Raw genomic sequence first — 23340 nt, 5'->3', positions numbered from 1 at the left:
TCATGGCCACAGTTGTCCTGGTGGGAACGCTGGACACGAAGCGGGACGAGTGTGCATGGATACGCGAAGAGATCGAGCATCTCGGCCACTCGGTCCTCGTGATCGACGTCGGAACGTTCTCCGACTCTTCCGACGACACATTCGTCAGTTCTGAAGACGTGGCGCAGGCGGGAGGCGCAAACCTGTCGAAGCTGCGCGAGGCTGGAGACCGGGGTGCCGCGATGACCACGATGGCGGAGGGCGCCGCCATCGTGGCTCGTCGTCTGTTCGATGACGGCAAACTGGACGGCATGATCGCGCTCGGCGGATCCTCGGGTTCGTCTGTGGCCGCCGCGGCCATGCAGATCCTGCCTGTCGGCGTGCCGAAGGTGCTGGTGTCGACGATGGTCTCCGGTGACGTCTCCGCCTATGTGGGTGCAAAAGATATCGTGCTGATGCCGTCGATCGTCGACATCGCCGGAATCAACCGCATCTCGCGAACGATTCTTGGGAACGCCGCTGCCGCGATCGCCGGAATGTCCACCCGATATGCACTTCGCGCGGAGGAGACCAGCTCGGCTCTGACCATCGCTGCAACGATGTTCGGCGTCACAACGCCTGCTGTCGAAGAAGCCCGTGCCCGCCTGGAGGAACTCGGTTACGAAGTGCTCGTGTTTCACGCGACCGGTGCCGGCGGCACCGCCATGGAGTCGCTCGTCGACGACGGTCTGATCGACGGAGTCATCGACCTCACCACCACCGAACTCGTCGATGACCTGGTCGGAGGCGTGCTGTCGGCGGGACCAGGCAGGCTCGAGGCGGCCGGCCACGCCGGGATTCCCCAGGTCGTCAGCCTCGGGGCGCTCGACATGTGCAACTTCGGTCCACGGGACACCGTCCCCGAGAAGTTCGCCGACCGCATTTTGGTCGTGCACAACCCCACCGTGACCCTCATGCGCAGCACTCCCGCAGAGAATGCAGAGCTGGGCAGACGCATCGGGAGCAAGCTAGCAAAGGCCCGCGGCCCGGTCGCCGTCTTCGTCCCCGAGCGTGGTTTCTCCGCTCTCGACGTCGAGGGACAGCCATTCTTCGACCCAGCAGCAGACAAGGCGGCCATCGATGGGATGAAGGACGCGCTCAACGGTTCGGCCGTCAGGATCACGGAACTCGACATGGCGATCAACGACTCCGGGTTCGGCAGGGCGGCAGCTGACGCTCTTCACGAGCTCATCTCGAACCCCCGGAAGGGAAACTCATGAACAGAGCAGAAGCACTCCGTCGCCTTCGCGCATCGGTCGATGCCGGTTCGCCGATCATCGGCGGCGGTGCAGGGACGGGCTTGTCGGCGAAAGCCGCCGAGGCCGGCGGGATCGACCTCCTGATCGTCTACAACTCCGGCCGCTACCGCATGGCCGGTCGCGGGTCTCTTGCCGGACTTCTGGCTTACGGCGATGCCAACGCGATCGTCGTCGACATGGGACGCGAGGTGTTGCCGGTCGTCAAGAACACGCCCGTGCTCGCGGGCGTCAACGCGACCGACCCGTTCCGCCTTCACGGCCAGTTCCTCGACCAGCTGGCCGCTGCCGGGTTCACCGGTGTCCAGAACTTCCCGACGGTGGGCCTGATCGATGGCGTCTTCCGCCAGAACCTCGAGGAGACCGGCATGGGCTTCGGCCTGGAGATCGACATGATCGGCGTCGCCCACGAACGCGGACTGCTCACCAGCCCGTATGTGTTCGACTCCGACCAGGCAACGGCGATGGCCGAGGCCGGTGCCGACATCCTGGTCCCCCATATGGGTCTCACCACGTCCGGAACGATCGGCGCGCACACGGCTCTCACCCTCGAGGAGTCAGCACGCCGGGTGCAGGAGATGCACGACGCGGCCAAGAGCATCAACCCCGACATCCTCGTGCTGTGTCACGGCGGCCCGATCGCCGAACCTGCCGATGCGCAGTACATCCTCGACCACACCGAAGGCGTCGTCGGATTCTTCGGCGCCTCGTCCATCGAACGCCTCCCCACAGAACGCGGCATCACGCAGCAGACCGAGGACTTCAAACGCCTCGCGTTCCAGACCGCCGTTGCCACCAGCATCTGACCATCCGAATCCCAAGGAGACAGTGATGTCCATCGAAGCTCTTCGCAGCCCCCGTTCCCTCCCCACCGACGTGTTCGACTGGGGCACGATCAAGTGGCACGTGACCCCGTCGACCGTGCCCGACGCGACCTCCACCCTCGGCGAAGTCGTCATCTACCCCGGTCAGGGCCACGCCACCCACGTCCACGAAAGTGCCGACGAAGTGCTGTACGTCATCGAGGGCGAAGGAATCCAGACCGTCGGCGACGATGACGGGTTCCCCATCGCAGCCGGCGACGCCATCTGGGTGCCCAAGAACACCCAGCACTCCACCTTCAACGTCGGCTGGAAGCCGCTGCGTCTGATCGCCACCTACACCCCTGGCGGCGAAGAAGCGGCACTGCGCGGGCTGCCCGACTTCACGGAGCTCGCACCCGGCACGGCGCCTGTCTGGGCACAGGCGAACAACACCCACTAGTACCCGAAACGAATGAGGGGCTCGACCCGCCCGAGCGAGCCCCTCAACATCCAAGCTCCCGACCTGCGCACCGTCGCGCAGTCACCAAACCCGATGGAGACGATCATGGTCGATCGAACCACTGCCCCTCTGACCGAGCCCGCCGCTTCCCCTCCGCACGACCCCGATGCCGCAGTCAACGAGGTTCCGAAGTTCGGCAGACTCGCGCTCTACAGCATCCAGCATCTGCTCACCTTCTATGCGACGGTGCTCGTGTTGCCCATCATCATCGCAGCCGGTATTCACCTGAGTCAGTCCGACACCGTCGTCCTCCTCGGAGGCACGATCCTGGCCGGCGGCATCGCGACGATCATCCAGTCCGTCGGCATCTGGAAGGTGGGTATCCGCAAGCCTTTGGTCCTCGGCGGCTCGGCCGTCGTGATCGGGCCGACGATCGCCATCGGCAACGCAAATGGTGGCGGCACCGTGGGGCTGCTCGCCGTATTCGGCGCATCGATCATCGCCGGGCTGGTCCTTGTCGCGGCGGCACCGCTCTACGGATGGCTGATGCGGCTCTTCCCCCCGATCGTGGTGGGCTCGGTGATCGCGATGGTCGGCTTCTCGCTGCTGCCAATCATGGTCGGCCTCGTGGGAGGCGGCGACCCGACCGCGAAGTCCTTCGGCGACACTGCCAACCTCACGATCGCCGGTGCGACGTTCGCGACGATCATCCTGCTCTACAGATTCGGTCGCGGCCTGCTGAAGAGCATGGCCATCCTTCTCGGCCTGATCGTCGGCTTGATCGTCGGCGTCGCCTTCGGCATCGTGGACTTCGCTCCTGTCGCCGAGGCGAGCTGGTTCAATCTCGTGCTTCCGTTCCATTTCGGAGTCCCGACGTTCAACTTCAGCGCGATCGTGGCGATGACCATCGCGATCCTGGTGGTCGGGGTCGAATGCACCTCCAGCTACTTCGCGATGGGCGAGATCATCGGCCGCCCGCCGACCAACAAGGAGATCCGCAATGGCATCTTCGCCGAAGGCATCGCTGCTGTTCTCGGCGGCATCTTCAGTGCCGTCCCGCCGACCACGTTCAACGGCAACGTCGGCCTTGTCCGCGCCAGCAACATGAAGAGTCGCTGGGTGGTCGCCACCGCCGGGGTGCTGATGATCCTGCTCAGCTGCCTGCCCAAGCTGGCAGCGGTGGTCTCCGTGCTGCCATCGGCGACCGTCGGAGCCGCGCTGCTGACGCTGTTCGGCATCATCGCCACAATCGGCATCCAGACGCTCGGCAAGGTCGACCTCAGCCAGGACCGGAACCTCATCGTCGTCGCACTCAGTCTCGCCGCCGGAATCATCCCCACGGCCCATCCGCAGATCTTCCAGCATCTTCCCTCCGGTCTCCAGATGGTGCTGCAGAGCGGCATCGTGGTCACCGCCGTCGTCGCAGTCCTGCTGAACCTCGCGTTCAACGGACTGACACGAAAGAACGGAGACGAGACGTCCTCACCGGCCATCGAAACGCCTGAGGCGACCACCGCCCGATAGACCAGCGACTCTCAACCGTCGCGCTGGACGCAACAACGACGTCAGGAAAGACACGCATGCACATCAAGACCACCGAAACCCGCACCCTGCCCATCCGCCGCCCTCCGGTGTTCCCGGTCCACGAAGGAAAGCGGATCATCGTCACCGGAGCGGCCCAGGGACTCGGCCGGGCCGTCGCGGAGCTGCTGCTCGCGCAAGGAGCGAAGGTCGTGCTCATGGATATCCGCGAGGACGCGATCTTCGCCGCGGCCCAGGAGCTCGGAGGTGCAGATCGAGGGGTCGCCGCCGTGGCCGTCGACATGAGCTCCGCCGAGAACGTCGCGAAGGCTGCCGCCGCCGCTCTCCGGAAGTTCGACGGCATCGATGCACTGGCGAACGTCGCCGGCATCGTTCGACACTCCGATCCGCTGCAGGTGCCCAGAAGCGACTGGGATGCGCAGTTCGCGGTCAACGTGATCGGACCCTACGAGCTCTCCCGGCTGGTGGCCGAGCACCTCATCAGCGAAGAGCGCCCCGGGGCGATCGTCAACGTCGCCTCAGAAGCCGGCAAGATCGGCCACGCCCAATCCCTCGCATACAGCGCCAGCAAGGCCGCGCTCATCAACGAGACACGCATGATGTCGGCCGCGCTCGCCTACGCCGACATCAACATCAACTGCGTGTGCCCGGGCGGCATGCCCACCGCCATGCTGCGCGAGGTGGCCGACGCGTACTCGGACCGCATCCACGAAACGGCGGGCGACATCTTCGACGCGATGATCACCGAACAGGTCGGACGGCACCTCGACCTCGCCGAAGTCGCCCGCACGGTCTCCTTCCTCCTCTCGGAGGACGCATTCGCGATCCGCGGGCAGGCGATCAATGTCGACGGCGGCGGAACTCCGTATTGAGCTCGCCCGGCCAAGCGACCCGGATACGCGTGACCAGCTGAACGGCGCGAGCGCGATCGGGTCGATGGCCTTCGAGTCGAGTTGACGATGCCAGAGCAGCAGAGAGCCGTCCGGGATTCTGGGCGGCTCTCGGGGCCATCAGGCCGGGACGTACTCCTGCCGGACTCTTCCGTCGGTCGCGAGCGCGATGTATCCGAAGTCGTGATCGGAGTTCAGGATCACCGCATCGTTGGCGACGGCGTACGCGGCGATCAGGCAGTCGAACGCCGCGGCCGCGCGCACGAGTCCCCTCTCCCAGAGCGCCTGCTGAATGTCGAGCACCTCCTGCTCATTGGGGTGCTCCCACGCCGGCAGGAGCTCGTCCATGTCTTCCCGGAGCTCCGCGTATTCGTGAGGATCCCGCGCGGAATGGCAGTACTCGAGCACCTGCGGCGGGCAGGTGATGATGAGGTGGTTCGGAGAGAGCGATCGCAGTTTGTCGGCGATCGCTCTGCTCGAGCCCGCCCTCTGCCAGACGCTGTTGTCGACGAGGTACGTCGTCACGTACGCGCGGCAGCCGGTGCGATCGTGGGAGCGTCGATCTGCTCCGGGGCGAACGTGCGGCCGATGATGCGCTCGACGGCGGCAGGCTGGCGACGAACAGCGATGAGCGTGCGCAGTGCGAGATCGACAGTCTCGCGGTTGGTAGATGTGCCGGCGAGCTCCTTGGCCTGCTTCAACTCGTCAGGGTTGATGTCGATGGATGTGACTGCCATGGTTCCTCCTTCGCCGATTCTATATAGAACAGTATATAGACGAGCAGTGCCGGGAGCGCTGCTGCGCCAGACGTCGGTCTCAGTGGAAGACCGAGCCGCCCGCGAGCAGGACGCAGAGCGAGGCCGCGCCCGTGACCGCCGCGATGGCGATGCCGAGCGTCGCCCACCCCTGCCACGTCACCGGCACGGAGACCGAGCCGTTGAAGCTGAACCACTCGGACAGCTGCCTCATCGCAGGCTGTCCTCGCTGATGCGGGTCACCGGGCTCTTCCTGACTGCGGATCCTGAGGATCCGCCGGGGTGTGTCGTCTCGCGGAGGTAGGGGATCGAGATCACCGCGGCCACGACCAGCGTGCACGCGACGATGAAGACGGCGGGCTCCGCGGCGCCCAGGAACCCGGGGCCCGGCATATGCGCGAGCATCGCCATCAGACGGCTCGCTCCGATGACCGCGAAACCTCCGACCGCGATCAGCCCGCAGGCCAGACGGATCCTTCTCAGAGCGGCGATCATGCCGCGGGACTCGCCGCCGGCCACATCAGCTTCAGGAACACGGCGCCCACGCCGATGACGGCGCCGGCCATGAGGAACACCTGCGCCCACAAGAGTGTCGCGGTGAACAGGCTGGAGCCGCGCTCCAGTCCGACGAGCGCATACGCGGTCATGGCTGTCCCGGTGAGGACGAGCACAGCCGTGAGACCGATCGCGGCGAACGTCGCCGACTTCAGTTGGTGTCGAGGGTCGGTCATCTGTCATCTCCTCGTGGCGGCAGGGTCTCACGACACTCGATCAGGTGCCGGTCTCGTCAAGACGTGCAGACATGGCGCGAACGGGAACGCGCCTGCATTCATCGTCGCCAGCGCGCGGCACCAGGCGTTAGGACGAAGGTGCAGACATCGCTAGACGATTGTCCAGACCGATGAGACGGATGGCCGGGCGCTCAGGTGAACGAGACGAGCCCGGAACGAGCGGCGCGGATCAGCACCTGAACGCGATCACGGACGCCCCACTTCGCGATGATGTTGCCGAGGTGGGCCTTGACGGTCCCCTCGGAGACGTGCATCTCCAGGGCGATCTCCGCGTTGGAGAGGCCCGCGGCGAGAAGCCGGACCACTTCGATCTCCCGGTCTGAGAGCACCTCGAACTCCGCGAGCGGTTCGACGGCCGGCGTCGAGACTTCGCGGATCGAGGCGATGAGCCGGGTGGTGACCCGCGGAGACAAGACGCCGTTGCCTGCGAGCACTCCGTGCACGGCGGCGACGATGTCCTCGGGGTCGGTGTCCTTGAGCAGGTAACCGGAGGCTCCCGCGCGGAGCATCGGCATGATCGACTCGATCGACCCGAATGTCGTGATCGCCAGGACCTTCGTGTCCGGCGAGTGCTCGATGATCCCTGCGGTGGCCGCGACGCCGTCGACGCCCGGCATCTGCACGTCCACCAGAGCGACGTCCGGGCGCAGGCGCCGAGCGGCCGCGATCGCGTGAGCGCCGTCCGGAGATTCCTCCACGACCTCGATGCCGGCGGTCGTCAGGAACACGGCGAGAGCGCGCCGCACCAACGGATCGTCATCGGCGATCAACGCGGTCGTCGAGGTCATCCTCCGAGACTACGCGCGCGCGTGCTCACCGAAGGTCAGAAAAGGACTGGCCAGAAGTCTGGGCAGGGCTGGCCAATGGTCCAATGTGCGCACTTCCCACACGGATCCAGCATGCAGACACCCGACCGAGCGACCCGACGCCCGGCTCAAATCTGCGAAGGAAGTGCGCCATGTTCATCGTCTCGACCTACACCGGAATCTGGGACTGGCTCTGCAAGACGTTCGGCGTCTGCAACTAGTGGTGGTGTCGCAGGCGAGGTGGGTCAGCGCCTCACCTGCGACCTTCACGGCGCATGGAGAGCGGCCCGCGATAATGAGGGCCATGTCTTCCGAACCGTCGCGACCGGCCCATCGGATCGCTCGACTGCTCCGGCTCGGGGCGTCCACGCCGCTCGTGACGGCCGAACGCCTGACGCTGCTCGCCCTGACCTCCGCGGGCGTCGTCATCAGTCTTGTCCTCGTGATCGTCTCCCCCGCGGACGATCTCGTCTCCTCCATCTTCCAGCTCGCCCTCACCGCGGTGTTCGCCCTCTTCGCGTGGTCACCGTTCCTGGCCGTCGTCATGCTCCTGTCCGCGATGTGCGTCTCCTTCGCCGTCGCGAACGAGGGCGCGGCGGTCGTCGCGCTGGCTGTCGCCATGGGCTGTGTCGTGAGGACCGGGACCAGGCCGCTGCTGGTGGCCTTCGTCGGCGGCTTCCTGCTGTCCGGCGCAGCCGCCGCGACTTTCGCCGTGCCGGGCCTGACGCTGACCAACGTCGCCGCAGCACTCGTCGTCGCGACGGTCTCGGGAGCAGTCGGCTATCTGCTCACCGTGGGTTCCGCGCGCGAGCGGCGCCTCCAGGAGAGCCTGCGCGCGCAGCATCTGGCCGAACAGGAGGCCGCCTTCGCCGAGCGGCAGAGGATCGCAGACGAACTGCACGACGTCATCGCCCACGACCTCACCGTCATCGCGATGTACACCCGGGTCTTGGAGCAGCCCATCGACGAGGAGCTCCGCGAACAGTCCCAGCAGACGATCCGCGATGCCGCGCACAAGGCCCTCGGCGATCTGCGCCGGGTCGTCGAACAGGCGAAGGGCCCCGCAGTGCTGGCCGAGGCGCCTCGTGAGAGCCTGGCCGACGCCCTCGAGAGCGCGCGATCGGAGCTGCACGGCGTGGGGGCGACGCTCCTCCTCGATGGGAACGCCGCGGACCCCCGGGTTCCCCGCGTCATCGACGCGGCACTCGCCCGCATCGCGCGCGAGTCGATCACCAACGTGCTCAAGCACGGCGGCCGAGAGGCGGTCGAGATCACCGTGCGAGTCACATCCGGCACCGTGCGGATGTCCGTGCGGAGCCCGCTGGCGACGAAGGCCGCACGAGATGTGCTCCCGTCCGGTGGCTACGGCATCATGCGGATGACAGCGCGGGCACACCAACTCGGTGGCGAGCTCACCGTCGGTTCCGTGCACAAGGCGTGGGTCCTCGAGGTGCAGTTCCCTCTCGTCTGAGGAGACGGCGCTCCTCGCGACGGCGCGTCCTGGCCAGAAGTCCAGTGATCTCTAGACGTTTGGCCATTCCCGCAGCGGGAGCACCTTGACAGTATGGGCGGGCCGATGAGCGAAGGGCTTCACGCCAGACTTCCAGGCGGCTTCGGGGGTAACGCAGCCGTCGTCCCAGGTCTCACGCTCATCGAGTCCCCACCCGGACTTCGTGCTCGCCGCCACCCCATTGCGGCCGAGCCGAAGGACGGCCTGGACCGACTGGAGGACATGCGGGGAGGAGCGTTCTGCTCCTCCCCGCATCCATGTGAGCGTCGTCCGCCGCGTCACTTTTTCGTCCTCAGGCACTCCTTTGTCTATAGGAGATGCGGAGTCCTCCCCCGACCCCGCTGATCCTGTCGGTGCAGCCTCCCGCGACGGGAAGCGGCTGGGCGAGCACGTCGGCCGGGGCTTGGGGGCTCGGTCAGGCTGCGCCGACTCGCGCGCTCGATCGCAGGTCACGGGATCAGGGGACGACGAAGGAGAAGGTCATGTCCTCCGGGGCAGGACCCATCGGGTCGTAGACGGCGACGGGATCATAGACATCGAGGTTGTGCTCCCAGAGCGGACCCCAATAGCCGTCCGGGTCGAAGTAGCTCATCGTGAACCAGTACCAGCCGTACGAGTTCATCAGCAGTCGCCGCTTCGCATAGCCGTTGTCGTCGAGCGCGACGAGGCCGGTGTTGCCCTCCATGGTCTGTACATAGACGACACCCTTGGGCGGGCCTCTGAACTCCACGACGAGTCCTGTGGTCTTCGCCTCGGTCACCGCCAGGTCCTCGGATCCGGTGACGTTCTCGAATCCGGAGACCTCGAGCGGGAGCACCGTGAACGTGCCGTCGACGGCCGGGGATGACGACGCATCGGTGTAGGCCCAGACCTGGTAGGCGTACGATCCGGCACCGAGCTCGAGTCCTCGGCTGTCGAAGGCCCAGGAGCCGTCTGGCGCGACGGTCGGACTGTAGCGCCGCGTGGCGAGCTGGACGGCGACCTGGGTGCCCGGTGCCGTCTTGCCGGTGATGACAGGGGAGATGTAGGCGGACGAGGCCATCGGGCTGGTGACGCCGGGGGACGGCGTCGAGTTTCCTGGGCCGGGCGACGGCGATGGCGTCGGCGTCGGCGTCGAGGTCGGCTCGGAGGGGGTACCCGGTCCCGACGCGGGCGCGGGGTCCGGCACGCCGCTCGCGGGAGCCGGGCGCGGCTGGTACCCCGGCATGAAGTGCGCAGGATCGTCGGTCAGACCGATGGCCTGATCGGCGGGATCGATCTGCCCCGACGCGACCTCCGGCTCGACCGGTTCGACGGGCTCCGGAGGCGCGGCGGAGGGACCAGGAACGAAAGGAGCAGAAGCCTGCGGGGCAGCCGGCGCCGTCTGCACGTGTGCCGGCTTCGGCACGGCTTCCGCAGGACCCACGGTGAAGAACGACGTGATGACGAGGCCGCCCGCGGTGACGGCGGCAACTCCCCCGCCGACCACCCAGGCCACGGCTCCGGCGCCGGCCACCACAGCGAGCGCGGTGGCCGTCGTCGCCGACGACAGCGTCGCCGTGGCCGCGCCGATCCCCGCGGTGCCCAGCAGCACCGCGAGCGTGCCACCGCCGACGCGCGCAGCCGCACCCCGCGTCTCGTGCAGCAGCACACGGCAGTCTGCGCACTCGGCGACGTGCAGGTTCACCTCGGCGGAGACCGCGCGGTTCGCGGGCTCCGTCAGGTATTGCGGAAAGAGCCGTGCGGCATGAGATTCGTCATTGCGGAGGGCCGCGGGGACCTGGAGGGTCAGCCATTGGTACTTCAGCCCCGTCCGCGCACGGCGCTGCAGAGCCGAGACCGCGTTGGGCTTGATCTTCAGCTCGCGCGCGATCTCTGGACGCCCGGCCTCCGCGACCTCGGCCAGCCACAGCACGCGCTGCCATCTTTCCGGCAGCGCCTGCAGCGCGGCGAGAACGTCACCGGCGTCGCTGTCGGACTCCGCGATGCTGAGCGCATCACGCTCATCGACGCCTTCGAGGTCATCGGTGAGGACGAGCCGATCGGCTTCCTTGGACCAGCGGATCGCGGCATTGCGCATCACGGTCTTCAGGTACGACCGGAACGCGAACTGCGGTCCTGCATCCGTCGTCGTCACCTGCTGGTAGATCGCGAGGAACGATTCCGAGACCAGATCCTCCGCCCGGGACGGGGACAGGCGGTGCGCATAGCGCTGGGCGGCACCGGAGTGCCGCTCCCAGAGCGCCGCGTACGCATACTTGTCGCCGCCGCGCAATGCGGCGAGAAGCTCGGCGTCGGTACGACCGTCCACGATCCCTCCCAGGAACGAGGCTCATCCGGATCTTCGCAGCGGGAAGGATCCGACCGGCGATGACGGTGCCGCCCAGAGGAAGACTCCCGGTGGCACCGCCATCGCGGTTGCGATGCGCGCTAGATCAGGCCGGCACGACCAGGATCTGGCACTGCGCGTGGTTGCCACCGGTCGGCGTGGAACAGACCGTCGTCGGCTCCGAGGTGATCAGGCCGGTCATCCCGCTCTGGACACCGCGGTTGCCCGCGTTGATCTGATCGATGAGGTACCAGTAGACGGCCGCGGAGTTGGGCGTCTCGAAGCTCCAGTTCGCATCGAACGTCAAGTCCGTGTAGCGCCAGATCGCGTACTGGGTCGCCTCGATCGCGTCGTTCGCGCTGAGTGGCGTCGTGAAGGGGCGTCCGGCGGCAGCAGCGTTGGCGGCGACGGCCGCGGTCAACGCGCCGAGGGTGACCCCCGGGTAGCTGTTCTGGATGATCCAGAGCACCTTGCTGTAGATGTCGGCGCTCCCGGTGAGGTAGTTGGCACCCAGGAATGTGGTGAGGTCCCCCGTCGTCGCCGCCATGTTCGGCTTCGCCGTCACGTTGTGCTCGACGCAGTACGAGTAGTAGTCCGGCGTACCAGGGTTGCCCGGGTTCGCGGGCGTGTTCTTGTAGACCGCGTGCATCCCGGTGCCGACGTAGCCCTGGGACGCGCCGATCCACACGCCGGAGACCATGACCTGGATACTCGAGGTCGCGCCGTTCGGGGCGACCTGCCCGAGGACCGTGTAGGTGCCGGGCGTGGAGCTCGTCACGATGCGGTTCGTGAGGTCGACGATGCCGTTCGCATCCGACGTGAAGGTCTTCGGTGCGGTGGAGTTGTCGTCCCAGTGGAACGAGGACTGACCGGACGGCGCCGCCGGCGGCAGCGTGACGATGATCGCCTGGCCGGCGACCGGCGCGCCGTTGTTGGTGATCTTGAAGCTGATGACGCCCAGCGGCGTGCAGACGCCGGTCGGCACCGGCTGGCCCTCCGGATCGATGACGACGCTGGTCGATGCCGCGTACGCGGGCACCGCCACCGCTGCCGCGATGACCGGCAGCGACCACGCCGCCCCCTTGACGACCGTGCGCCGCGAAAGAGCTCTCTTCGGGCTCTCGTTGCCGAGCTGTTCCATATCTACTCCCCAGTTGTCGCGGTGGCCGAGTCACCACCGTCCTGCCTCATAGAAGGAGTTCGTTCCCTCGCGAAGGTGACGCGAGGAACAGAATTGACCTTGCTCGGCGGCACGAGCACCTCGAGCAAGGTCGTCGTCCCCTCCCGGAAGCCGGTCGCGAGGACCAGGTATCGTCGCACCATGATGACGACGCCCGTGCCGCCCCATCGCGCGCGAGTCGTCGGGGCGGTGCGCCTCATCGGGGGCGCCTCGGTGATCGCGATCCTGTTCCTCACCTTCTTCCAGGGCGGAGCCGTCAACGGGCTCAACCCGTTCGACTACTTCGGCTTCTTCACGAATCTGACGAGCCTGCTCACCGCCGTCGTCCTGATCCTGGTGGGGGCTCGCTGCATGGCCGGCCGAGCGGTGCCGGGCTGGCTGGTCGAGGCTCGTGCAGTCGCGACCGCGTGCATGCTGCTGGTGGCGGTGATCTACAACGGGCTGGTTCCGGGGACCGGATCCGCTCCGCCCTGGGTGAGCCTCACTCTGCACATCGTGTTCCCCATACTCCTGGCGCTGGACTGGCTGCTGATCGGCGACCGCGGGCCGATGCGGTGGTCCCGTCTGTGGATCCTGGCTCCCTACCCCGTGCTCTGGCTCGTGGTGGTCCTCGTGCGGGGTGCCACGGATGGATGGGTGCCCTACGGATTCCTCCTGCCCGAGCGCGGCGCCGGCACGATCGCGCTGACGGGGTTCGCGCTGCTGGCCGTCCTGGGCGCGGCGGGATCGCTCGTCTGGGGGGCGAGCCGACTTCCCGGTCTGGTCCGACCTGCGGTGAACACAGACTGAAGACCCCCGACGTGGCTCGCGCCGTCCGTCTCGACGTGCGAGGGTTGAACAGTGATATATCGGAACGGACGCGTCGCGGCGTTGATCGGAATCGCTGCCGCCGCAGCCCTCCTCTTGAGCGCATGCACGGCGAACCCGATCGAGGACAGCCCGCACGACACCGCAGCACCCAGCGGCGTCACGATGCAGAAGGCCGAATCGACGGATCCCGAGCCTGCAGCCCAGACCGCGCCCTCGCGCCAGGGCGCCGCCGACGCGTTCCGCGCCTGGCTCGACACATCGCGCATCCCCGACGCCGCGGCGTCGTGCGCAGCCCTCTCCCCCGAGCTCGCGACGCGGATGATCGCCGAGCTCAATGAGCGCGGCCCGATCCGCGTCTCGAGCTGCGACGAGCTGATCGCCGTCTCGGCGGAGCTCTATCGAGCGCTGAATCAGGATGCATCGGTCGACATCTCCGTGCAGCAGGAGACCGCGACCGACGCGACGCTCTTCGTCACCTACCTCGCGACGGGCAGCTGCGGCACCGTGGTGATGACGCGGCCCGCGGGCGACTGGATCATCACCGAGCAGTCTCAGGAGTGCCTCGGCTGAGCCGCAGCACTCCGAAGGCCGGCGTCAGTCGCGCGCTTCGAAGTGCGCGAGCCACCCCGCCAGAGTCGCCTCCAGCGCCGCCCGCTCCGACGAGGGCACCATCGCCAGCAGCCGCTGCTCGTTCGCGACATGATCGGCGAAAGCCGCATCGATCAATGCCTTGCCTTCCGCCGTCAGGGCGATGACGCGGCCTCGCGCGTCGCCGGATCCGACGCGGCGGGTGACGAGTCCCGCTCCTTCGAGTCTGTCGATGCGCTTGGACATCCCGCCGCTCGTGATCATCGTCGAGGCGGCGAGATCCGTGGGGCTGGCCTCGTAGGGATCCCCCGAACGGCGCAGCGCCGCCATCACGTCGAAGTCCCCCTCGGACAGTCCGTGCGCACGGTAGACCGCGACGAGCTCCTCGGTCAGCGCCAATGCCAGCCGGTGCAGCCGTCCGATCGTGCCGATCGGGGTCACGTCGAGGTCCGGACGCTCCCTCCGCCACGCCTGCTGGATCCGCGTCACCTGATCTTCGATGTCCGTCACCCCTTCACTATATCTTCCGAGGAAGCTATAGTGTCTTCCATGGAAACTAATCGGAGATGGCTCGCCGTCGCGATGATCGCGCCGATCGCCTGGGGCAGCACCTACTTCGTCACGCGCGAGTGGCTCCCGGACGCCCCCGTCTGGGGCGCGGCCATCCGCGCTCTGCCCGCTGGGCTCGTGCTCCTCGCGCTGGTCCGGCGCCTCCCCCGAGGCTCCTGGTGGTGGAAGTCCGCCATTCTCGGAACCCTCAACGTCGGCGCGTTCTTCGTACTCGTCTATGCCGCGGCGCAGCTGCTGCCGACGAGCATCGCGTCGACGATCATGGCCACCTCCTCCGTCGCGATCGCGGTCGCCGCGTGGGCGATCCTGCGCGAGCGTCCGGGGATCCTGCGAATGCTCGGCGCCTTCGTCGGCATCGGCGGTGTCGCGCTCATGCTGCTCGGCACCGCGACCGCCGTCGATCCGAGGGGCGTGATCGCCTCGATCGCCGCGATGGCCATGTCGTCGGTCGGATTCATCCTCGCCAAGCGCTGGAACGGGGAGGTCGGGATCCTGCCCTCCACCGCCTGGCAGCTCGTCTTCGGCGGCCTCGCGCTCATCCCGTTCGCGATCGTCGTCGAGGGCCCGCCGCCCGTCGTCGACGGCGCGGGCCTGGCCGCCTACGGTTACCTCACCCTGGTCGCGACCGCCCTCGCCAACGTCGCGTGGTTCGCCGCGCTGAAGCACCTGCCCTCGGGCACGGTGGGCCTCATCGGCCTGCTCAACCCGGTGACCGGCGTGCTCCTCGGCGTGCTCGTGGCCGGGGAGATCCTCGAGGGACGACAGCTCGCGGGACTCGCGCTGGTCCTCCTCGGCATCGCCGCACCTCTCGCGCTCGAGGGCCTCCTGGCGCGGCGCCGGAGGGCGCACGCCGCCGCGGTCAACCCCGCTCCCGAACCGGCATCGGTCACCGGCACTACATGAACGAGGGCCGGTCCCCCTCACTGCCCGGCTTGTCGATACCAAGACTGGACCCGACATGCAGTGTGGGGTCCAGGATGATCGTCAGGATCAGATCGGCGACGCTCTTGCGCGAGACCACCGTCCCCTTGAACGGCTCGCCCTTCTCCGTGAGCTCGTAGTCGACCTCGTCCGCGTCGTCGAGCCAGGCCGGACGCACAAGCGTGTACGCGAGATCCGAGGCCCCGATGGCGTCGGCGGCCTCGCGGAACGTCACGAGAGCGGATCCGATCGCCTGACGGTTCCATGCGCCGAACGCGCCGGGTACCTCGTCGTAGATGCCCAGCGCGAGCACGAAGATCAGCCGCTTCACGCCGGACGCATGCATGGCCGCGATCACGCTGCGCGCCTGTTCGCCCATGTCGTCGCCGGTGAGATTCGCGTACACGAGATCCTGCCCGGCCATCGTGGCGCTCAGCGCCTCCGTGTCGCGCACGTCGCCCGTGACGACGCGGGCCCCGGCAGGACGCGATCGCAATCGCGCCGGATCGCGCACGAGCAGCGTCTGCGTGATCGATGGGTCGCCCGCCGCTCCATCGACGACCCATCGAGCGATCTGCCCGCCGGCGCCGAGAATCAGGACATTCGTCATCGCGATCTCCTTCTCCGTTCAGAGCATGCCTCGGCGAGGCTACTCCCTGTCGCCACGGATGTCCCACGAATCAGGAATCGCCTCCCCGAGCGGTCCCGGTCCGTCGATCCGCAGCAGCCGCCGCGGGGTGTTCCAGAGGACGTCGGCCAGCCAGGGATCGCCCAGACCCCAGCCGTCGAGCACCTCGAGCTGATGCGCGTAGGGGTACGGGATCGAGGGGAAGTCGGTGCCGAGCACGACCTTGGGGCCGAGGACGGCGAGCCTCTCGGCGTAGCCGGGCGGCAGCGGCGCGATCCGCTGCATGTAGGACGTGCCGACCATCGTCGTGTCGAGGTAGACGTTCGGATGCCGCGCAGCCAGCTCGGCGAACCCGAGATAGTCGGGAAGCCCGGCATGCGCGATGACCAGCACGAGAGAAGGATGCCGCTCGACGAGAGCGCGGACGGGCTCGAGCCCCGTGTACCTGCCGCCGTGCGGCCCGTTCCCGCAGTGGATCACGACCGGAGCCGCCGCCGCCGCGACCCGTTCCCACGCCTCGGTCAAGAGCGGGTCCAGGGGCGAGAAGTCGCCGACCTGCACGTGGATCTTGAACACTTTCGCACCCCGGTCCAGGGCGCGCTCCGCGATCTGTCCCGCACCAGGCTCCGGGTAGAACGTCGCCGAGGAGATCGCGTCCGGATACGCCGCCGCGAACTCCGCCGCATAGTCGTTGAGCCACTGCGCCATGCCAGGACGATGCGCGTAGCTCAGCGTCGTGAACCGGCTCACCCCGATCGCACGCAGCTGCGCGACGCGCTCCTCGTCCGTGCCGCGATAGCGGATCGGCCACGCCGGCGCACCGCGCTCGGCCACGCGGTCGAAGAAGCCCCACACCTTCTGCTGCACCCGATCCGGCATGAAGTGCACGTGCAGATCCACGATCCCCGGCACGCCCCGCTCCCGCAGCCACGCGGGGACGGCGGCATCGGAGAGCGACTCGGCGGAGGCGGACATCACGGTCAGCCTATGCCGCCGCGGCGAGCGCGGCAGCCCTCCTACCGCTTTCGCGCCGGCGTGGTCGATGGCGTGAACAGCTCGTCGATGCGCTTGCCGAACAGGTCGGCGATGCGGAACGCCAACGGGAGGGAGGGGTCGTACCGCCCGGTCTCGAGGGCGACCACGGTCTGTCGCGACACATCCAGCCGCTCGGCGAGCGCCGCCTGGGTCCATCCCCGTTCTTCGCGTTCGGCGCGGATGCTGTTCTGCATCAGGCGTGGGGCGCGCCGGTGAAGAGGTTGGTGATCTGCCAGGACAGCACGCCGGCGATGCAGATGAGCCATCCTCCGTTCGGCACCGCGAAACCAGCGGAACTGAGCACGCCGAACACGACCGACACGAGCATGGCCACGACGAACCCGACCGCGAGGCCCGGGAAGAACAGCTTCACCTGGTACTCGTCCATCTGACGCACGCGCAGCACGGTCGCAGCCACCATCCAGACGAACGGGATCAACGGCAGCACCACCAGCACCCAACGCCACGGCGTCGACTGATGCCCCCAAGCCGAGAGCGCGAAGAAGGTCAGGACGAAGAGCCCGGACCCGACCCACATGCGGATCTGGAACCCGCGGCGTCGCCGCAGCTCGGAGGGAGACTCCCCCTCCATGTCAAGGTCGCTTGTCATGGAGCGAGGTTACGTCCACCATTTCGGCATGTCAAGGAGACTTGTCATCGGCGTGCTCTGACAGGATGCCTTCCGGCCCGACAGTGTGCATTTCTGCACACTCCGCCCGCCGCATATGGGCATTGTCGCATCGACGGCATCGGCTCAGGCTGGAGAACCGACAGACGTCTCCGAGCGTGCAAAGGAGCACACACATGGCGTACGAGACAGCATCCCCCTCAGGCCTGCGTCGGGTCGTGGCCGCCTCGATGGCGGGCACGGTCGTCGAATGGTACGAGTTCTTCCTCTACGCGTCGGCGTCGACCCTCGTCCTGGGCACGGTGTTCTTCCCGCCGTCCGACGACCCCTTCAGCGGCATCATCGCGGCGTTCGTCACCTATGCGATCGGGTTCATCGCCCGACCACTCGGCGGGATCGTGTTCGGGCACCTCGGCGACAGGTACGGACGCAAGAAGCTGCTGCAGGTCAGCATCCTGATCATCGGCGCGGCGACCTTCCTCATCGGCTGCCTGCCCGGCTTCGCACAGGTCGGGTACCTCGCTCCGGCCCTGCTGGTCCTGCTGCGGTTCGCGCAGGGCTTCGCGATCGGCGGCGAGTGGGGCGGGGCCGTGCTCCTGGTCGCCGAGCACAGCCCGCGCGAACAGCGCGGCTTCTGGGCCAGTTGGCCGCAGGCGGCGGTGCCGGTCGGCAATCTGCTCGCCACGCTCGTCCTCTTCGCGCTCTCCTCGACCCTGCCGCAGGACGCGTTCCTCGGCTGGGGCTGGCGGATCGCGTTCTGGCTGTCGGCCGTGATCGTCCTCATCGGCTGGTACATCCGCACCAAGGTCACCGAGGCGCCGATCTTCCTGGAGATGAAGCAGGCCCAGGAGCAGGAGGCCTCGAAGAGCTTCGGTCCCCTCGAAGTCGTGCGCCGCTACCCGCGGGGCGTGCTCGTCGCGATGGGCCTGCGCGTCGCCGAGAACATCCTCTACTACGTGGTGGTCACGTTCTCGATCGTCTACCTCACCCAGACCGTCAAGGAGGCGACGTCGGCGACGCTTCTCATCCTGGCCGGCGCCCACGTCGTGCACTTCCTCGTGATCCCGCTTTTCGGGCGACTGTCCGACCGATGGGGCCGCAAGCCCGTGTATGCGGCCGGCGCCCTGCTCGGGGCCACCTGGGGCTTCTTCGCCTTCCCCATGATGAACACCGGCAACCCGCTCGTCATCTGGGCGGCCATCGCCCTCGGGCTCGTCTTCCACGCCGCGATGTACGCGGGCCAGCCCGCGATCATGGCCGAGATGTTCCCGACCAGGATGCGCTACTCCGGTGTCAGCCTCGGCTACCAGGTCACGTCGATCTTCGCCGGCTCGCTGGCGCCGATCATCGCGACGAGCCTGCTCGCGCAGTACGGATCGAGCGTTCCGGTCGCGATCTACGTGGCCATCGCCTGTGCGATCACGCTCGTCGCCGTGGCGGCCGCGCGGGAGACGAAGGGGGCGGATCTGCGCGCCCTCGATGCCGACGACCGCTCGCGCCTGGCGGGCACCGTGGTCTCCCCGGAGGGCGCGATGCGGCGGCGCTGAGGCACTCTCCGACCGAACGGCGGCGCTCCTTCTGGGGGCGTCGCCGTTCGCTGTACTCGGCGAGGCCCTACCTCCCGTAGTCTCATCCTGGGATATCGGTCTGGGGACTCAACAAGCCTGGGGACTGGACAGAAGGAACACACATGAGAGGCGCCTCCCCGCGCACCCCCACGGCCGCTCGTTTCCGGCCATCCATCACTCTTCGGATCGGCCTGCCCGCCTTGGCTCTGATCGCGTGCGCGACGCTCATCGTCCCCTCCGCGGCGAGCGCGGACGATGCCGCTCCGGTGCTGTTCGCGACGAATGCCCCGGCGCACGACAACACGATCCGCCCCAAGATGCCGATCAGCGATCTCGCGATCGTCGCCGGCCAGCTCTACACCGGGTACGGCGACTACGGCCTGAACACCGGGCCCACCGAGATCATGTCCTACGACCTCGCCACCGGTGCGGCGACGGACCGCTTCACCCTCAACGGCGAGGCCGTGGGCCACTTCCGCACCTTCGACGGCGACCTCTACGCCCCCGACATCGATCCGAAGCTCGCGTGGGACGCGAACGTCGGGTACGCCACAGGCTCCGGCGGCTCCTGGCACTACGTCTTCGGGACGCCGTTCGAGCACGTGTTCGACGTCGCCAAGATCGGCGGCACGCTGTTCCTCGCCGGACAGGTGCTCAACCCGGACAAGGCCGTGTACGGCCCCGCGAACGAGCTCGCCGTGATCAAGAAATCCACGGACGGCGGAGCGACCTGGACGATCGAGAAGGCGCGCGACTCCGGCAGCGCAGCCATCGGCTACGACCGCTACTACCAGCTGACCGTCGCCGGCGACACGCTCTACGCCCAGGCGACGCTCGACAACGGCGTCGTCCAGCCGGTCGACGCGTGGAAGGGCGGCATCTGGAGCACATTCCCCCAGGGCGGCGGCGTCGGCTTCACCGGAAGAGACGTCCCCGGTGTGCTCGGCGGGACCCGCTTCGACGGAGCGAGGACGATCGTGTTCAACGGCAACATCGTGCAGGGCGGTTCCCGCTTCGCGCTCAGCGGCTCGGGCTACGGCGTGTGGGTGCAGCCGCAGGACACACGCCCTTCGGGGAAGTACGCTCCGACCTACGCCGCCATGCCCGGCCAGGTCGTCGATCTCTTCCGGGACGGCGGCACGCTGTACGCGCTCAGCCAGAACTCGTCCGGCACGACGTCGTTCATCTCCTCCTCGACGGACGGGGTGTCCTGGCAGACCAGGGCGACCTTCCAGAACCCGCTCGGCGAGCCGTTCGCGCACGGGACGACGACCATTCAGAACCCCGTCGGCTCGTTCTCCCTCGCGGTGTCCGGATCCGATGCGTACATCGGAACGTCCGAGTCCACGATCTACCGGGTGACGCTGGGCGTGTCCGCCGCACCGTCGACCCCGGCGCCGACGACCCAGCCCCCGGGCAAGAAGAAGAAGTAGCGCGCGCAGAAGGGCCGGGAGCTCCGCGAGGAGTTCCCGGCTCTTCTCCGTGATGTCAGGTTTCTGTGCCGTCGGGTGCGCGGGTCAGGACCACTGGGTGGACAGCGGGATCCTGACCTGCTTCATCCACTCCTTGCGCTGGAAGTCGCGCGCCTTGATCGTGACCGATTTGGCGCCGACCTCGACCTGGAGCCCCTGGTTGAACCCACCGGGGACAACGGCCTCGCCGCCCGTTCCGTTGTCGGTCCAGCCGGTCTGGATCGCGCCGGTGTTCACGACGTTGAAGCCGTCGAGGTTGCCCGATCCCGGGACGATGCGGCGCGCGTACCAGTCGGAGAGCGCGAGATCCCAGTGCGTGTGGCCCGTGAAGAGGAACACATCGGGGTGACGTCCGAGAAGACCCAGCAGACGGTCGGTCTGCAGGTAGTCGGACATGTAGAGCTTGTTCCGCGAGCCGGACACCGTGTTCGGCAGCGGGTGGTGGCTGATCACCATGACCGGGCGCTTGCGTCCGCGCCAGTACCAGAGCCGGTCCTCGAGCCAGGCGAACTGCGCGTCACTCATCCACACCTCGTCCCAGAGGGTGGCGTCGTGGTAGTGCATGTACTTCTCGGTGCCGATCATGAGCACGGGGATGTCGCCGAAGACCTGCTCGTTGTAGGTCCTGTTGCGGCCCGCGAAGGTGTAGAAGCTCTTGAACAGCGAGTCCTCGGTTGTCCCGTTGGGCCAGGTGGCCTGGGCGAGCGTGTTCGGGTCGGAGTACTTCGGCACGTAGAACTCGTGGTTGCCGATCGCCCAGGCGAGCGACTTCGGCGCCGGGTTGGCGGCGAGGACCTTGCTCACCTGCGCGTACTCGAAGTCGTAGCCGCGCGGAGTGATGTCGCCGGCGATCGCGATGCCCCTGCTCCTCGGGTTGATCTGCGCGATGTCCTGCAGCGCCACCGCGAAGTCGGCGAGGTCGCCCTGGATATCGCTGATGACGTTGAAGGAGGTGACGGATCCGCCGCCCTGGTCGTTGTCGTCTCCCTGACCGTTGCCGTTGCCGTTGCCGGCCGGCAGGATGCGCGCGGACGCCGAGGCCGCGGTCTCCACGGCGAGGAGCGCTCCGGCCGCCGCGCCGGTGGTGATGAGTGAGCGTCGAGAGATCACGATGTTCCTTTGCTGTCGCAGAATCGACTGTCGATGTCGAGATCAGCAAAGGCGCCAGAACAGGGAGTGAACGGACGGCGACGAGACAGCATCGCCGGGCGACTCCGGCCGAAACGCTCCGCCGAGTGTGCACATTGGGCCCGACCCGGCGAAGGATCCGACCCGCTCGCCTCATGACTCTCGGCCCTCGCGGACCTCTTCCCCCTGTGGATAACTTTCGAAGCTATCTTCTAGAATCGGTAGACTCGGGACATGACCAGCACACTCGATCCCCTCCTGGAGGCGACCCGCGTCCTCCAGGATGCGTGGGGTGCCGCTAGGACGTCTGCGGACCTGAGCCGCGCTCAGATGCTGGCCGTCAACGATGCCCTCGGTCTGGTGAAGCGGGTCTCGGAGGGCCTGCACTCCGAGGTCGGCAGCAGGATCTCGTACGAGTCCCGGGCCGAGCTCGGCCCGCAATCGCTCGCCAAGCAGCAGGGCTTCCGCAATGCGGCGCAGCTCATCGCCACCACGACCGGTGCTTCCACGGGAGAGGCCGCACGACTGGTGAAGGTCGGAGAGGCGATCGCCCCGCAGACGAACCTCCTCGGGGAGGCGCGCCCCTCGCGGTTCCCGCTGGTGCAGGCCGCAGTGCACGACGGGCGGCTGAGCGCAGCCTCGGCGATCGCGATCATCACGTTCCTGGAGAAGATCCGTCTCGCGATCGGCGCGACGCGGGTGGCGGACGCCGAGCGGACCCTCATCGAGCGGGCGCCCGGGCTGTCCCACGACGGCGTCCGCACTATGATCACTCGCCTGGAGGCGCAGCTCGATCCCGACGGCGTCGCCCCTCGCGAAGACGAGTTGCGCGCCAGGGCATCGCTGTCGATGTTCGAGCGCGACGGGATGCTCCATATCAACGCGACTCTCGACCCCGCGCGGGGCGCCCCGGTCAAGGCCGCGATCCAGGGCTTCGTCTCGGCCGAGTTCGCCGCGAAGCGCGACGGGCGCGACCCGTCCGCTCCCGAGGCGGACCGGCGCTCCGTGGCCGCCATCCAGGCCGACGCGCTCGTACATCTCGCCGAGCACGCGCTGACCTGTGAGAGCACCTCGTCCCTCAACGGGGCGAGCGTCGTCGTGCGCATCGGGCTCGACGACCTCAGGAACGGCACCGGTCACGGCCTCATCGACGGCATCGAGCAGCCCGTCAGCGCCACGACGGTGCGGAGGATGGCCGCCGGCGGCGGAGTCATCCCCTGGTGTGCGGGACGAAGGGCGAGATCCTCGACTGGGGCCGGAGACAGCGTTTCTTCAGTGCGTCCCAGCGACTCGCGCTCGCCGAACGCGACGGCGGGTGCGCGTTCTGCGGACTACCCCCCGGGATGACGAAAGCCCACCACATCGAGTGGTGGGCCCGGGATCACGGCGGCACCGATCTGGACAACGGGGTGCTCCTCTGCGAGACCTGTCATCACCTCATCCACGACAACGGGCGGGACATCCGCATCGAGGGTATCGGCGTGCGGGCGAAGGTCTGGTTCCTGCCACCTCCCTCGACGGATCCGCTCCGCACGCCCCGGCTCGGCGGACGAGCCCGCACCGAACTGCTCGCCTGACGGACGATGCTCGTCTGAGAGACGACCGGCACGAGGATGGCGGGCGCCCTGGGGAGCGCCCGCCATCCTCTGCCTGATCTGCGGAACCGGAACCGG

At 67.8% G+C, this 23340-nt stretch carries 27 protein-coding genes; 13 read left to right on the top strand and 14 right to left on the bottom strand.

All coding sequences use genetic code 11. The features are described 5' to 3' along the window. Positions 1–2 precede the first annotated feature (2 nt). The 5 genes from RS86_RS13135 to RS86_RS13115 all read left to right on the top strand — a co-directional run bounded on the left by RS86_RS13135 (position 3) and on the right by RS86_RS13115 (position 4951). A complete protein-coding gene (locus RS86_RS13135; RefSeq protein WP_045272712.1) occupies positions 3–1238 on the top strand; it encodes a Tm-1-like ATP-binding domain-containing protein in 1236 nt (411 codons plus the stop codon). Next, the gene (locus RS86_RS13130) at positions 1235–2080 is read left to right on the top strand and encodes a phosphoenolpyruvate hydrolase family protein (protein ID WP_045272711.1); all 846 of its coding nucleotides are present in this window, start codon (positions 1235–1237) and stop codon (positions 2078–2080) included. Before RS86_RS13135 ends, RS86_RS13130 begins: the two co-directional genes overlap by 4 nt. A gap of 25 nt (positions 2081–2105) precedes the next feature. Beyond that, positions 2106–2537 (top strand): cupin domain-containing protein, encoded by a 432-nt coding sequence (locus RS86_RS13125; protein WP_045272710.1) that lies wholly within the window; start codon positions 2106–2108, stop codon positions 2535–2537. Positions 2538–2642: 105 nt separating this feature from the next. Then, complete coding sequence (locus tag RS86_RS13120; RefSeq protein ID WP_052680259.1) at positions 2643–4061, top strand: nucleobase:cation symporter-2 family protein; 1419 nt, start codon at positions 2643–2645, stop codon at positions 4059–4061. Positions 4062–4117: 56 nt separating this feature from the next. Further along, a complete protein-coding gene (locus RS86_RS13115; RefSeq protein WP_052680258.1) occupies positions 4118–4951 on the top strand; it encodes an SDR family NAD(P)-dependent oxidoreductase in 834 nt (277 codons plus the stop codon). A gap of 138 nt (positions 4952–5089) precedes the next feature. Here RS86_RS13115 and RS86_RS13110 read toward each other — a convergent pair whose 3' ends face one another. From RS86_RS13110 to RS86_RS13090, 6 genes are all read right to left on the bottom strand, one after another. After that, complete coding sequence (locus RS86_RS13110; RefSeq protein WP_045272709.1) at positions 5090–5494, bottom strand: PIN domain-containing protein; 405 nt, start codon at positions 5492–5494, stop codon at positions 5090–5092. Then, positions 5491–5706 carry a type II toxin-antitoxin system VapB family antitoxin gene (locus RS86_RS13105; RefSeq protein ID WP_045272708.1) on the bottom strand — a complete coding sequence of 72 codons (216 nt, stop codon included), beginning with the start codon at positions 5704–5706 and terminating at the stop codon, positions 5491–5493. The genes RS86_RS13110 and RS86_RS13105 overlap by 4 nt, the downstream gene beginning before the upstream one ends. Before the next feature lie 79 nt (positions 5707–5785). Beyond that, positions 5786–5938: a hypothetical protein gene (locus RS86_RS20650; RefSeq protein ID WP_160299694.1), complete on the bottom strand. Its 153-nt coding sequence runs from the start codon at positions 5936–5938 to the stop codon at positions 5786–5788. Then, entirely contained in the window at positions 5935–6219 is a 285-nt protein-coding gene (locus tag RS86_RS13100) for a hypothetical protein (RefSeq protein WP_152642174.1), read from the bottom strand. The genes RS86_RS20650 and RS86_RS13100 overlap by 4 nt, the downstream gene beginning before the upstream one ends. After that, on the bottom strand, positions 6216–6455 hold the full coding sequence (locus RS86_RS13095; protein ID WP_045272706.1) for a hypothetical protein: 240 nt from the start codon (positions 6453–6455) through the stop codon (positions 6216–6218). Before RS86_RS13095 ends, RS86_RS13100 begins: the two co-directional genes overlap by 4 nt. Positions 6456–6646: 191 nt before the next feature. Further along, positions 6647–7303, bottom strand: coding sequence for a response regulator (locus tag RS86_RS13090; RefSeq protein ID WP_200892810.1), 657 nt, complete (start codon positions 7301–7303; stop codon positions 6647–6649). Positions 7304–7625: 322 nt separating this feature from the next. Between RS86_RS13090 and RS86_RS13085 the strand changes: the two genes are divergently transcribed. Then, positions 7626–8792, top strand: a complete 1167-nt coding sequence (locus RS86_RS13085; RefSeq protein WP_045272705.1) for a sensor histidine kinase — start codon at positions 7626–7628, stop codon at positions 8790–8792. 496 nt (positions 8793–9288) lie between these two features. On the opposite strand, the gene RS86_RS13080 is transcribed toward RS86_RS13085, so the two are convergent. Both RS86_RS13080 and RS86_RS13075 read right to left on the bottom strand, forming a co-directional pair. Next, positions 9289–11121: an RNA polymerase sigma factor gene (locus tag RS86_RS13080; protein ID WP_045272704.1), complete on the bottom strand. Its 1833-nt coding sequence runs from the start codon at positions 11119–11121 to the stop codon at positions 9289–9291. Between the two features lie 124 nt (positions 11122–11245). Next, the gene (locus tag RS86_RS13075; protein WP_045272703.1) at positions 11246–12280 is read right to left on the bottom strand and encodes a thioester domain-containing protein; all 1035 of its coding nucleotides are present in this window, start codon (positions 12278–12280) and stop codon (positions 11246–11248) included. Between the two features lie 180 nt (positions 12281–12460). On the opposite strand from RS86_RS13075, the gene RS86_RS13070 reads away from it, so the two are divergent. Beyond that, the gene (locus RS86_RS13070) at positions 12461–13108 is read left to right on the top strand and encodes a Pr6Pr family membrane protein (protein ID WP_045272915.1); all 648 of its coding nucleotides are present in this window, start codon (positions 12461–12463) and stop codon (positions 13106–13108) included. A 51-nt stretch (positions 13109–13159) separates the two neighbouring features. Continuing rightward, entirely contained in the window at positions 13160–13699 is a 540-nt protein-coding gene (locus RS86_RS13065) for a hypothetical protein (protein ID WP_045272702.1), read from the top strand. Between the two features lie 24 nt (positions 13700–13723). Here RS86_RS13065 and RS86_RS21000 read toward each other — a convergent pair whose 3' ends face one another. Then, positions 13724–14227 (bottom strand): MarR family winged helix-turn-helix transcriptional regulator, encoded by a 504-nt coding sequence (locus RS86_RS21000; protein ID WP_045272701.1) that lies wholly within the window; start codon positions 14225–14227, stop codon positions 13724–13726. A 39-nt stretch (positions 14228–14266) separates the two neighbouring features. Here RS86_RS21000 and RS86_RS20995 point away from each other — a divergent pair, with 39 nt between their 5' ends. Beyond that, on the top strand, positions 14267–15190 hold the full coding sequence (locus RS86_RS20995; RefSeq protein ID WP_082076769.1) for an EamA family transporter: 924 nt from the start codon (positions 14267–14269) through the stop codon (positions 15188–15190). Here the strand turns inward: RS86_RS20995 and RS86_RS13050 are convergent. The 4 genes from RS86_RS13050 to RS86_RS13035 are packed head-to-tail and all read right to left on the bottom strand — an operon-like array spanning position 15183 to position 17481. Further along, on the bottom strand, positions 15183–15818 hold the full coding sequence (locus tag RS86_RS13050) for an SDR family oxidoreductase (RefSeq protein WP_045272700.1): 636 nt from the start codon (positions 15816–15818) through the stop codon (positions 15183–15185). The genes RS86_RS20995 and RS86_RS13050 overlap by 8 nt on opposite strands. 39 nt (positions 15819–15857) lie before the next feature. Then, positions 15858–16811, bottom strand: a complete 954-nt coding sequence (locus tag RS86_RS13045; protein WP_045272699.1) for an amidohydrolase family protein — start codon at positions 16809–16811, stop codon at positions 15858–15860. Between the two features lie 41 nt (positions 16812–16852). Beyond that, complete coding sequence (locus RS86_RS13040) at positions 16853–17065, bottom strand: helix-turn-helix transcriptional regulator (protein WP_045272698.1); 213 nt, start codon at positions 17063–17065, stop codon at positions 16853–16855. Further along, complete coding sequence (locus tag RS86_RS13035; RefSeq protein WP_152642173.1) at positions 17065–17481, bottom strand: hypothetical protein; 417 nt, start codon at positions 17479–17481, stop codon at positions 17065–17067. Before RS86_RS13035 ends, RS86_RS13040 begins: the two co-directional genes overlap by 1 nt. Before the next feature lie 194 nt (positions 17482–17675). Here RS86_RS13035 and RS86_RS13030 point away from each other — a divergent pair, with 194 nt between their 5' ends. Next, positions 17676–19046, top strand: a complete 1371-nt coding sequence (locus tag RS86_RS13030) for an MFS transporter (protein ID WP_045272696.1) — start codon at positions 17676–17678, stop codon at positions 19044–19046. Between the two features lie 143 nt (positions 19047–19189). Next, the gene (locus RS86_RS13025; RefSeq protein WP_152642172.1) at positions 19190–20500 is read left to right on the top strand and encodes a hypothetical protein; all 1311 of its coding nucleotides are present in this window, start codon (positions 19190–19192) and stop codon (positions 20498–20500) included. Between the two features lie 84 nt (positions 20501–20584). On the opposite strand, the gene RS86_RS13020 is transcribed toward RS86_RS13025, so the two are convergent. Then, on the bottom strand, positions 20585–21649 hold the full coding sequence (locus tag RS86_RS13020) for a metallophosphoesterase family protein (protein WP_200892808.1): 1065 nt from the start codon (positions 21647–21649) through the stop codon (positions 20585–20587). Positions 21650–21901: 252 nt separating this feature from the next. Between RS86_RS13020 and RS86_RS13015 the strand changes: the two genes are divergently transcribed. Next, positions 21902–23014, top strand: a complete 1113-nt coding sequence (locus RS86_RS13015; RefSeq protein ID WP_235281773.1) for a DUF222 domain-containing protein — start codon at positions 21902–21904, stop codon at positions 23012–23014. After that, the gene (locus RS86_RS20990; protein ID WP_235281772.1) at positions 23011–23244 is read left to right on the top strand and encodes an HNH endonuclease; all 234 of its coding nucleotides are present in this window, start codon (positions 23011–23013) and stop codon (positions 23242–23244) included. The genes RS86_RS13015 and RS86_RS20990 overlap by 4 nt, the downstream gene beginning before the upstream one ends. Positions 23245–23340: the final 96 nt, after the last annotated feature.

Source organism: Microbacterium azadirachtae, assembly GCF_000956505.1.
Taxonomy (GTDB): domain Bacteria; phylum Actinomycetota; class Actinomycetes; order Actinomycetales; family Microbacteriaceae; genus Microbacterium; species Microbacterium azadirachtae_A.
The sequence above is the reverse complement of the archived record's forward strand: the minus strand, read 5'-3'. Positions and strand labels throughout refer to the sequence as shown.

Coding starts and splice junctions, on each gene's coding strand:
- RS86_RS13025 (WP_152642172.1), top strand. CDS start 19,190: ATGAGAGGCGCCTCCCCGCGCACCCCCACGGCCGCTCGTTTCCGGCCA.
- RS86_RS13130 (WP_045272711.1), top strand. CDS start 1,235: ATGAACAGAGCAGAAGCACTCCGTCGCCTTCGCGCATCGGTCGATGCC.
- RS86_RS13050 (WP_045272700.1), bottom strand. CDS start 15,818: ATGACGAATGTCCTGATTCTCGGCGCCGGCGGGCAGATCGCTCGATGG.
- RS86_RS13070 (WP_045272915.1), top strand. CDS start 12,461: ATGATGACGACGCCCGTGCCGCCCCATCGCGCGCGAGTCGTCGGGGCG.
- RS86_RS13125 (WP_045272710.1), top strand. CDS start 2,106: ATGTCCATCGAAGCTCTTCGCAGCCCCCGTTCCCTCCCCACCGACGTG.
- RS86_RS13095 (WP_045272706.1), bottom strand. CDS start 6,455: ATGACCGACCCTCGACACCAACTGAAGTCGGCGACGTTCGCCGCGATC.
- RS86_RS20995 (WP_082076769.1), top strand. CDS start 14,267: ATGGAAACTAATCGGAGATGGCTCGCCGTCGCGATGATCGCGCCGATC.
- RS86_RS13040 (WP_045272698.1), bottom strand. CDS start 17,065: ATGCAGAACAGCATCCGCGCCGAACGCGAAGAACGGGGATGGACCCAG.
- RS86_RS13035 (WP_152642173.1), bottom strand. CDS start 17,481: ATGACAAGCGACCTTGACATGGAGGGGGAGTCTCCCTCCGAGCTGCGG.
- RS86_RS13075 (WP_045272703.1), bottom strand. CDS start 12,280: ATGGAACAGCTCGGCAACGAGAGCCCGAAGAGAGCTCTTTCGCGGCGC.
- RS86_RS20650 (WP_160299694.1), bottom strand. CDS start 5,938: ATGAGGCAGCTGTCCGAGTGGTTCAGCTTCAACGGCTCGGTCTCCGTG.
- RS86_RS13120 (WP_052680259.1), top strand. CDS start 2,643: ATGGTCGATCGAACCACTGCCCCTCTGACCGAGCCCGCCGCTTCCCCT.
- RS86_RS13135 (WP_045272712.1), top strand. CDS start 3: ATGGCCACAGTTGTCCTGGTGGGAACGCTGGACACGAAGCGGGACGAG.
- RS86_RS13100 (WP_152642174.1), bottom strand. CDS start 6,219: ATGATCGCCGCTCTGAGAAGGATCCGTCTGGCCTGCGGGCTGATCGCG.
- RS86_RS13030 (WP_045272696.1), top strand. CDS start 17,676: ATGGCGTACGAGACAGCATCCCCCTCAGGCCTGCGTCGGGTCGTGGCC.
- RS86_RS20990 (WP_235281772.1), top strand. CDS start 23,011: ATGACGAAAGCCCACCACATCGAGTGGTGGGCCCGGGATCACGGCGGC.
- RS86_RS13090 (WP_200892810.1), bottom strand. CDS start 7,303: ATGACCTCGACGACCGCGTTGATCGCCGATGACGATCCGTTGGTGCGG.
- RS86_RS13015 (WP_235281773.1), top strand. CDS start 21,902: ATGACCAGCACACTCGATCCCCTCCTGGAGGCGACCCGCGTCCTCCAG.
- RS86_RS13045 (WP_045272699.1), bottom strand. CDS start 16,811: ATGTCCGCCTCCGCCGAGTCGCTCTCCGATGCCGCCGTCCCCGCGTGG.
- RS86_RS13105 (WP_045272708.1), bottom strand. CDS start 5,706: ATGGCAGTCACATCCATCGACATCAACCCTGACGAGTTGAAGCAGGCC.
- RS86_RS13115 (WP_052680258.1), top strand. CDS start 4,118: ATGCACATCAAGACCACCGAAACCCGCACCCTGCCCATCCGCCGCCCT.
- RS86_RS13085 (WP_045272705.1), top strand. CDS start 7,626: ATGTCTTCCGAACCGTCGCGACCGGCCCATCGGATCGCTCGACTGCTC.